Source organism: Mesorhizobium sp. M7A.F.Ca.CA.001.10.2.1 (genome assembly GCF_003998575.1).
Classification (GTDB): Bacteria; Pseudomonadota; Alphaproteobacteria; order Rhizobiales; family Rhizobiaceae; genus Mesorhizobium.
Window position 1 is genome coordinate 1 of the sequence record NZ_RZQY01000212.1, and the last position, 8,904, is coordinate 8,904.

The following is an 8,904-nucleotide window of genomic DNA, read 5'->3' on the forward strand; positions in this document are numbered from 1 at the left end:
GTCATTTCCGAGCCGGCATAGGTGGCGGGAATGACCACCTGGTCGGCGCCGGTGCGCACGGCAATGGCCTTGCCGAGCCCGGTGGTCGAGCCGCCGCCAAGACTGACGACCGCCGAAGCGCCGCTGCTGCGGAAGGCATCGACGGCCTTTTCCGTGACCTCGACAGGGGTATGCATGACCGCGCCGGCAAAGATCCCGGCCGCGAGGCCACCAAGGCTTGCGGCCAGTCTTTCCGCATCGCCCTTCTGATGCGATGTCGACAGCACCATCACCTTGTCATGGCCGAGCCGCCGGACTTCCTCTTCGACGCGAGCCATGCTGCCGGCACCGAAGACCACCCGTGTCGTCAGGCCAGGAAAGGTGAAGCTGTCCATCATCGCGCCGCCTCCATGCGCGGGCCACGCCCGGCCGCGAGGTCGTCGAGGATCGTGCCCAGCATGGCGATCTCGGCGTCCGAGACCTCATGGCCGCGGCCCGGGAACAGATCGGCCCGCAGGCTCGCGCCAAACCGGCCCAGCGATTGCGCGGCATCGGCAAACGCCGAGACCGGAATCCAGGGATCAGCATCGCCACCGGAAAGATAGATCGGCATTCCGGCCGGCGCCGCCTCGGATCTTTCGTCCGCCGGAACGCCGACACGGCAGCCCGTGAAGGCCGCCAAAGCGTCCGGCGGCGGCAGCCCCGCGCAGAGATACTCGATCGAGAGACACGCCCCTTGCGAGAAGCCCGCGAGAAGAAGCGGCAGTCCGGGCAGTTCGGCCCGCGCCGCGACCATTGCGGCCGCAAGGTGGTCGAGCGCATCCGAAAGCTGCGCGCGGGCGACCGGCGTCAACGGATCGACGGCACGCGCCTCCCACCAGATGCCGTGCGGTGCACGCGGCAGGATGAAGGCCACGGCGGACGCGGAAAGCCGCGACAGCACATGCGACTGCATCTCTTCGGGCGATTGGCCGCGGCCGTGGACGAAGACGCAGATCGCCTTCGCCTCCGGGCCTCTTGGCCCAAGCCGGAGCGGACCGCTGCCTGAACTCACGTGAAATCCGCCTCTTCCAGGCCGGCCTGCAATTCGCTCTCGCGGTCCTTGAACCACGGCGGGAAGACCAGCGTCTTGCCGATCTGGCCCGGAGGCTCATCCTTGGCCCAGCCTTCCGGCGTGGTCCAGGCAATTTCGAACAGCGCGCCTCCGGGCGAGCGGACATAGCAGGACTTGAAGTAGTTGCGGTCCTTCTGCTCCGATATATCGGTGAAGCCGAGGCCCTCTATATGGGCGCGCAGTTTCAGCTGGTTCTCTTCGTCGCCGGTGTTGAGGGCTAGATGGTGGATGGTGCCGCCAGCCAGCGTCCAGGTGCCCTGCGGGCTGTCGCGATCGACAATGACCTCCACGCGCTGCGCGACGCCGGCCGCGTCCGGCACGCGGAACACAAGCCCCTCGTGGTCATCGGCCTCTTTCTCCATCGGCAATGCGATGGTCAGGAAGTCGTCCATGGCGGTGCGGTCCATCACCGCCACCACGGCGCCGTAGATTCCCTTGATGCCGTGGGCCTTGCCGATGCCCTGCGTTTCGTTGGCGATGGGCGCGCGTGGATCCCTGTCGCTTTCCACCAGCTCATGCGGGATGCCGCAGGGATGTGCGAAAGCCGCACGGTCGGCGCCAAAACGAGTGATCTTGATGGCCTCGATGCCGCGCGCGTTCAACCGGTCGACCCAGAAATCCACGGCCCCCTTGGGGATCGACTGCATGATGGTACGCGACTGGTTGGATCCGCGGCGGCCATAGACGCCTGGCTTGCGGAACGGGAAGGTGGTGATGATCGTCGAGGCATCGCCGTTGGGCGAGCCGTAATAGAGGTGATAGACCGGGATGACGCCGTCGAACAAGACGGTGCGCTTGACCGAATGCAGGCCCAGTGCCTTGGTATAGAAATCAAAATCTTCCTGAGCGCTGTCCGTCGAGAGCGTCAAATGGTGGTAGCCGCTGACACGTGCCATCGGTCATCTCCTCCCAGAGGTTTCGGTTTCGCCCCGCCGCTGCGGACAGAGCACGAGGTTGAGGTCGAGCGCGTGCTTCCGTTTTCCTCCGTTGGGCGGCAGCGCGCGGAACTCGGCCATGAGTTCGGGCTTGACCCCGAAGATCGCATCCCGGCCGATCGCGGGGTCCGACCGGTCGAAGATGTGGGTCGTCAGCGTTTCGAAGCCCTCCGCCGAGACGCGAAAATGGATGTGGGCCGGCCGCTCGAGGCCAAGGCCAAGCGCCGACATCAATTGGCCGACTGGGCCGTCCGACGGCAGCGTGTAGCCCTTCGGCTTCACCGTCGTGAAGCGGAACCGCCCCTGCGGATCGGTACGGAAGCGCCCGCGCAGATTGAATTCAGGCTGCTTATCAGGTTCCTGGTTCTCGTAGAGACCCTCGGCATTGGCCTGCCATATCTCGACCATCGTATCGCCGATCCCCGCGCCGTCGAGCGCGACGATCCGGCCGGCAACTTCCAGCGGCTCACCCTTGTGATCGCGCGAGATGTTCGCGCCGAGCGGCATCTCCGGCACGTCGGCCCGGTAGAAGGGGCCGGCCAGGGTGTTTGGGGTCGCCCCAACAGGGCGCGGGCTGTTCTGATCCTCGATCAGCGAAGACACGCCCAGGACGTCGGCGAACAGCACCCATTCCTGGCGCCGCGCATCGGCGTAGTGGCCAACCTCGGTCAGAAAATCGATCGCCTGCCGGAATTCCTCGCCGGAGGGGCGCAACTCGACGATCAGCGCGTGCAAACCGTCGACGGCTGCCTGTGCCGCCGCCGCCAGGCGGGACTGGCCCATTGCCGTCAGGCGCCGTGAGAATTCCTCGGCCTGCGTCGAGATCGCCTTGGGGAATTCATCTCGCTTCGGGTCGTGCTGGCCGTGCATTCCGCCGGGGCCTCCCTTCCCCTTGCCAAGCGGGATAGCACGGCCCGACGCGATGCTTGATGAGATGTGGCGTCCCTTGTATAGCGTTTTGCTATGAAGCTGAACGAGCGCCACCTCATGCAGCTCGCTGCGGTGCTGGATGCAGGCGGCGTGTCGGAAGGAGCCGCTATGCTGGGCCTGACCCAGCCGGCAGTCAGTCGATCGCTGGCCATGCTGGAGGCACGGGTGGGCGAGCCGCTTTTCCTCAAGGGTCGCCGGCCCCTGCAGGCGACACCGCTCGGCTTCCAGCTGGCGGCGCAGGGCCGCACGATGATCACCGCGTCGCGCAAGGCGTCGGATGCGGTGCAGGGCTTCATGAAAGGCACCAAGGGCGTCGTCCGTGTCGGCGGCGTGCCTTTCTTCATGGATGCGATGATCAGCCGGATGATCGGAGAATTCCAGAAGCTCGAGCCCGAGGTCACCGTCCAGCAAAGCTACATGAACCTGCCCGAGATGGTCGCGGCGCTGGAGAGCAACCAGATCGATCTCGGGATCGTGCCGATCGGCGTGCTAGACCTGGGACCCGGCTTCGAATTCACGGAAATCCTGCCCGGACGCAACGTCGTGGCTTGCCGGCCCGACCATCCCCTGCTGCGAAATCGCCGCCTCAGGGCGCATGACCTGACCAGCTTTCCCTGGGTTGCCCCCCTACCCGGCTCTCCGCTGATGTCGGACCTGCAGATGATCCTGATGAGCATCGGCATGTCGGACCTCAACGTCCGCTATTCGGGAGGCTCGCTGATGAGCGTGATCAACTTCCTTGCCGAAACCGATGCGCTGGCGGTGCTGCCATTCTCCGTGGTCTTCGCGCAGCGCAAGGAAAACCGGGTGACGGTGCTACCCTATGAAATTCCGCAGCCCAGCCGCTCGCTTGGAATCCTGCGCCGGGTCAGCGGGCCACGCTCGCCCGCGGCAGAGCGCTTCGCCGGCCACGTCACGACCGCCTTCGAGAATCTGAAGCACATCATCAAACGGCACGAGAATGCCGTCGTCTGGGGGCGGTAATCCGGCCTCGCTATTCGAATGATGCGGTGGCGTCACATAACGCGCATGTTTCCTCCAGCCGGAGGCGCTTCATCCCCGCGTCGCCGGTTAGGCTCGACGGCCGCCCGCCCCCAAAAGCCGTCGGGCCGCCAGAAATCCCGATATCCTATTGGCTCTCCCTCCTCCACCTCGCCATCACTGCGTAAACGCCTTGGACATCTGGTCCACAAAGGGTTTCAACAGATAGGACCAGACATTGCGTTCATCGGTGCGGATATGAACCTCGGCGGGCATACCTGGCCTCAGCACCTTCGCTTCGGTCAGGCAGTTCGATTTGCTTTCAACCTTGATACGCGCCGAGAAATAGGAAAGCTGACGTTGCGGATCTTTAATCAGATCTGCCGAGATGTGTTTCACTGACCCTTGGCAGACCGGAGTGGTTCCCACGTCGAACGCCGGAAAACGGATCGATACCGGCTGCCCCGGGCGGACGTCGTCGACCCGCGACGGCGGGATCAGCGCGTCCACCACAAGATCATCGGCATCAGGTACGATGGTCATGAGCATCTCGCCAGGCGCGATAACGCCGCCGACGGTATGGACAGCCGATTCCTGTATCGTTCCGGACTGCGGCGCGCGGATCGTTGTCTTGGTCAATTCATCCTGGGCCACAATCCTCCGTTCGTTGAGTTCGGTCTGCTTAGCTTCCGTCTCGCGGAGTTCGGTCGTCACGTCAGTGCGCCTTTGGTCATCCAGTTGCAGCATCTGCAACCCCGTTTCGCTGATGCGCGCCTGCGCTTCAGCTACTGCTGCAGCGAGGCGCCCCGATTCTCCCCTGGCCCGGGTGGCATCCAGCTTGATGTTGCTTAGCCTCTCCTTGGAGACGAGTTTTTTGGCGTAGAGGGAATCAACGTCCGCGAAATCCTTGTTCAGCAGAGCAACCGATTCATCCACCGCGCTCTGTTGCGCCTTAAGGCCGTCGATCTGACGTTCAAGTTGCTGGGATTGGCTTCTCAACTGTGCCTTCTGTCCAGCCAAAGCCGAAGCGCGCGTTTCAAAGAGAGCGCGCTCGCCATTGACGAGCGCAGCCAGCTCCGGCTGGTTCATTCGCGCCTTCAGGCCGGCCGGCAGCTGCATTTCCGCCAGGCCCGTGCGCTCGGCCTCCAACCGGGCGAGGCGGACGGTCGCGCGATCGAGATCCTCACTGATGATTTGCAGGTTCGCACGAGGCAGCGTGTCATCCAGTCTGACCAGCACGTCGCCGGCTCGTACATGATCTCCGTCCTGCGCGAAGATCCCGCCCACTGTGCCTCCGGTTTGATGCTGGACCTTCTTGACGTTGGTTTCCACCACCACGGTGGCTGGTGCAACCACAGCGCCGGCGATGTTGGTCAACCCCAGCCACAGACCACCGCCAAGAACCAGCAGACCGGTAATCGCCAAGCCGAATATCAGGTTGGCCCGTATACCGTCCGACAGATCTGGCGCGCTCACGGCAGGCGGTTTGCTGCCACGAAGGGTCCGAGCATACGACGAGAAGGTGACGAATGTTTCGAGCAGAGCCTCATGCATGCCCGGCAACCCCCGGTATCGGCGCCAAAGAAGATGGCCGAGGTGGAACAGGCGGTGACGGTCGGAGCACGTTCGCCAAGACCTCTTCGCGCGAGCCAAAGGCATGAACCGTCCCATTCGACATAACCAGTACCTGATCGATGTTGGCGAGAGCTGAGGGACGATGCGCAACGACAATGACGATGCCTCCGCGCTGACGCACTGCCCGTATGGCGCCGGCCAGGGCAGCGTCCCCGTCCACGTCGAGGTTCGAGTTCGGTTCGTCGAGCACGACAAGAAACGGCTCGCCATAAAGTGCTCGGGCGAGACCCACGAGTTGCCTCTGCCCTGCCGACAGGGCCGCTCCGCCCTCGCCGATGCGGGTCTGAAATCCCTGGGGGAGTTGCATTATCATTTTCTCGACGCCGGCTGCTCTTGCCGCCGCAAGGACGCCTTTTGGATCCGTCTTGCCTCGGAACCTCGAAATGTTGTCTGCTACCGTGCCGTCAAACAACTCCACATCCTGCGGCATGTAGCCGATATGGGCGCCGAGTTGTTCCGAGTTCCATTGATCGAGAGAGGCGCCGTCCAATCTCACCGAGCCATGGAGCGGCTTCCACACCCCGACCAACGAACGCACCAAAGTTGTCTTGCCGGAACCGCTTGGGCCGATTACGGCCATCCCAGCGCCTCTCGACAGATGGAAGCTCACATTGACCACGGTTGGCTTTGGCAAGCCGGGCGGCGCAATGGTCAATTGCTCGACCGCAAACCGCGCCTGCGGCCGAGGCAACTCCATTGGCTCGTCCTGGCGGCCGAATGCCGCCATGACCGCCGCCAGCTCGGAATAGCTGCGCCGGGCCGACAGAAAGCCTCTCCAGTTTGCGATCGCAGCATCGACCGGGGCCAAGGCGCGGCCAAGCAAAATGGAAGATGCGATGATCACCCCAGGTGAAGCCTCGCCGCCGATCACCAGGTAAGCGCCGAGACCGAGAACACAGGACTGCAACGCCATCCGCAGGGCCTTCGACAGCGAACTGGCGCCACCAACGACGTCCGAGAGACGTTCCTGCTGGGCGAGATAGGCTCGGCTGACGTCGCTCCAGCGTCGAGCCAGTCGACCAGAAAGCCCCATTGCGTGAACGACTTCGGCGTTGCGGCGGCCGGAATCGGCAAGCGCCCGCTGCGACAGCAGCTCCTCCGAGGCACGCGCGGCGGGGCCTCGGCTAAACACTTCCGCAATCGCTGTTAAGAGGACCACGGCGATCGCACCGACCGTCGCCAGCAGGCCGAGCGAAGGATGGAGCAAATAAATGATCAGCAGATAAAAGGGGATCCACGGGGCGTCGAAGATGACCGTGGGTCCCGTTCCGGAGAGAAAGCCGCGCAGTCGGTCAAGATCGTGCAAAGGCTGCAGACGGTCCGCATCACGCCCTGCCTTGAGCGGCAGGGACAGGGAGATGGAGAACACCTTTTGCTGCAAATTCCTATAGAGCCGGCTGCCGATGCGGACCAACACGCGAAGCCGCACGAAATCCAGAAGCCCGTATACGGCATACAGGCCCAGCATTCCGATCGTGAACCCCACCAGGGTCGGAACGCTCTGCGACGGCAGAACGCGATCGTAGATCTGCAACATATAGACCGAACCGGTCAGAGCGAGAATGTTTATCACTGCCGAGAACAGCGCCACGCCAAGCAGCCCAGGCATGCAGGCGAGAATAGCGGAACGGAGCTCGGGAGAACCGGCCCCCGATGTTTTCATGACCAGCGGTCGTTCGCGCGACACTGCCGCGCCGTTACTTCCGTAAGTTGTAATGGCTCAAACCTTTCTTAGTGCGCATAGCAGCCGCTATCCGTCGCCCCCCTTATTACGCTCTGCTTACATACGTCGACTTTGAGGAAAATGCAGCCGATTCGTGGCGTGAACCAGCGAAACGCGACGGCCGACGTCTCCCTGTCTGGGGATAACTTCCCGAAAAATGACGATTTTCGCTAAAGGAATTGGTCAGAACGGAGCCAGCAAAAGAGGCGTATGTCCTTGCTCCCAAACACTTTCAAAGGTGCCACGGTCGGCTGAGCAAAATACCTGCTACTGAGCAACAACTTAGATCAATCAAACATTCTATCCCGTTGTGTTTCGTATTTGATTTCATCCTAATGTAGCAATCACCTAAGCAGACGCGGGGCATAAGTCGAATCAACCAAAGGATCATTGGATGACACTCCATTATGCGTCCGGTGGATCAGCCACCGAAGTCGCAACCGCCGGGTTCAACCTGGTCGATGTTCAATATCTCTCGCAGGTCAATGCTTTGCCGGACGGCATGAAAGGCCTCGTCTATCTCAGCGCCCACGACGGCGTCACCTCCTCTTTCATCGAACAAGTTACGCCCTTTCTCAACAATCCCAAGGTGTTCGGGTTCTTCCTGATGGACGAGCCAGATCCCACCGGCAGATGGGGCACATATGCAAGTGCCGAAACCCTGAAGGCGGAGTCGGACTGGATCCATTCCCATTTTCCAGGCGCCAAGACGTTCATCACCATGATGAATATGGGCTCTCCAACAAACCCGGATTTTTCCAACACGTATAATCCGGCAAATACCGGCATCGACTACTATGGGTTGGACCCCTACCCGGTGCGCGATGACGTGAGCACGGTCGACTACAACATGATCGACAGGGCCGTGGCTGCGGCCGTCAAGTCCGGCATCCCGATCGACAAAATCATTCCAGTCTATCAGACTTTTGGCGGTGGCAACTGGACGACCGACACGGGCGGGAAGCATCAGATGCCGACGCCGGAACAGATGCAAACGATGATAGATCATTGGGCAGCACTGGTTCCGTCGCCTGCCTTCGATTATGCCTATGCCTGGGGCTCGCAGAACGGTGACACAGCTCTGGAAAATTCGCCGGAGTTGCAGGCTTTGTTCCAACAGCACAATCTCCAAAGCACCGGTGGCTCGGCCGCCCCCCCAGTAACCGATCCGATCGATACCACGACCCCGCCTCCAACCGACGTCGCCGCCCCTGCTCCGGCCACGCCTCCGACAGACGCCGCCGCTCCAGTTCCGGCCGCGCCGGCCCCGTCGGACAGCGATCATGTCTTCCATGGCACGCGCGGCGCAGACGTTTTTCACGCGACCACGGGCAATGACAAATATCTCGTCAACAATGCCCATGACAAGGTGATGGAAGCGCCAAGCGGGGGGTTCGACAAGGTCGCGGCCTCGGTGAGTTACGCTCTTACGGCGGGCTCACATATCGAGCAGCTCTCCACCGCCAGTTCGGGTGGCAGGGGGTCCATCAACTTGACCGGCAACGAATTCGATCAAGCTATCTATGGGAATGGCGGCGCCAACAAGATCAATGGTGGCGGTGGCGCCGACAAGATGACCGGCTATGGCGGCAATGACACCTATTACG

8 protein-coding genes are annotated in these 8,904 nt (G+C 62.3%); 2 read left to right on the forward strand and 6 right to left on the reverse strand.

The window, feature by feature from the left end:
* From EN964_RS15575 to EN964_RS15590, 4 genes are all read right to left on the reverse strand, one after another.
* Positions 1-377: iron-containing alcohol dehydrogenase (locus tag EN964_RS15575; RefSeq protein ID WP_127276513.1), on the reverse strand; the 377-nt coding region annotated here is incomplete at its 3' end.
* Complete coding sequence (locus EN964_RS15580; protein ID WP_127266440.1) at positions 374-1,033, reverse strand: alpha/beta hydrolase; 660 nt, start codon at positions 1,031-1,033, stop codon at positions 374-376. The genes EN964_RS15580 and EN964_RS15575, both read right to left, overlap by 4 nt.
* The gene (locus EN964_RS15585; RefSeq protein WP_127266441.1) at positions 1,030-1,989 is read right to left on the reverse strand and encodes a VOC family protein; all 960 of its coding nucleotides are present in this window, start codon (positions 1,987-1,989) and stop codon (positions 1,030-1,032) included. The genes EN964_RS15580 and EN964_RS15585 overlap by 4 nt, the downstream gene beginning before the upstream one ends.
* Positions 1,990-1,992: 3 nt before the next feature.
* Positions 1,993-2,898: a dioxygenase gene (locus tag EN964_RS15590; RefSeq protein ID WP_127266442.1), complete on the reverse strand. Its 906-nt coding sequence runs from the start codon at positions 2,896-2,898 to the stop codon at positions 1,993-1,995.
* Positions 2,899-2,991: 93 nt separating this feature from the next.
* On the opposite strand from EN964_RS15590, the gene EN964_RS15595 reads away from it, so the two are divergent.
* A complete protein-coding gene (locus EN964_RS15595; RefSeq protein WP_127269808.1) occupies positions 2,992-3,942 on the forward strand; it encodes a LysR family transcriptional regulator in 951 nt (316 codons plus the stop codon).
* Positions 3,943-4,116: 174 nt separating this feature from the next.
* Here EN964_RS15595 and EN964_RS15600 read toward each other — a convergent pair whose 3' ends face one another.
* Positions 4,117-5,493, reverse strand: a complete 1,377-nt coding sequence (locus tag EN964_RS15600; RefSeq protein WP_127266444.1) for an HlyD family type I secretion periplasmic adaptor subunit — start codon at positions 5,491-5,493, stop codon at positions 4,117-4,119.
* The gene (locus EN964_RS15605) at positions 5,486-7,237 is read right to left on the reverse strand and encodes a type I secretion system permease/ATPase (protein ID WP_164748771.1); all 1,752 of its coding nucleotides are present in this window, start codon (positions 7,235-7,237) and stop codon (positions 5,486-5,488) included. Before EN964_RS15605 ends, EN964_RS15600 begins: the two co-directional genes overlap by 8 nt.
* Positions 7,238-7,691: 454 nt before the next feature.
* On the opposite strand from EN964_RS15605, the gene EN964_RS15610 reads away from it, so the two are divergent.
* Positions 7,692-8,904: calcium-binding protein (locus EN964_RS15610; protein ID WP_164775828.1), on the forward strand; the 1,213-nt coding region annotated here is incomplete at its 3' end.

Coding starts and splice junctions, on each gene's coding strand:
- EN964_RS15585 (WP_127266441.1), bottom strand. CDS start 1,989: ATGGCACGTGTCAGCGGCTACCACCATTTGACGCTCTCGACGGACAGC.
- EN964_RS15590 (WP_127266442.1), bottom strand. CDS start 2,898: ATGCACGGCCAGCACGACCCGAAGCGAGATGAATTCCCCAAGGCGATC.
- EN964_RS15595 (WP_127269808.1), top strand. CDS start 2,992: ATGAAGCTGAACGAGCGCCACCTCATGCAGCTCGCTGCGGTGCTGGAT.
- EN964_RS15600 (WP_127266444.1), bottom strand. CDS start 5,493: ATGCATGAGGCTCTGCTCGAAACATTCGTCACCTTCTCGTCGTATGCT.
- EN964_RS15605 (WP_164748771.1), bottom strand. CDS start 7,237: ATGAAAACATCGGGGGCCGGTTCTCCCGAGCTCCGTTCCGCTATTCTC.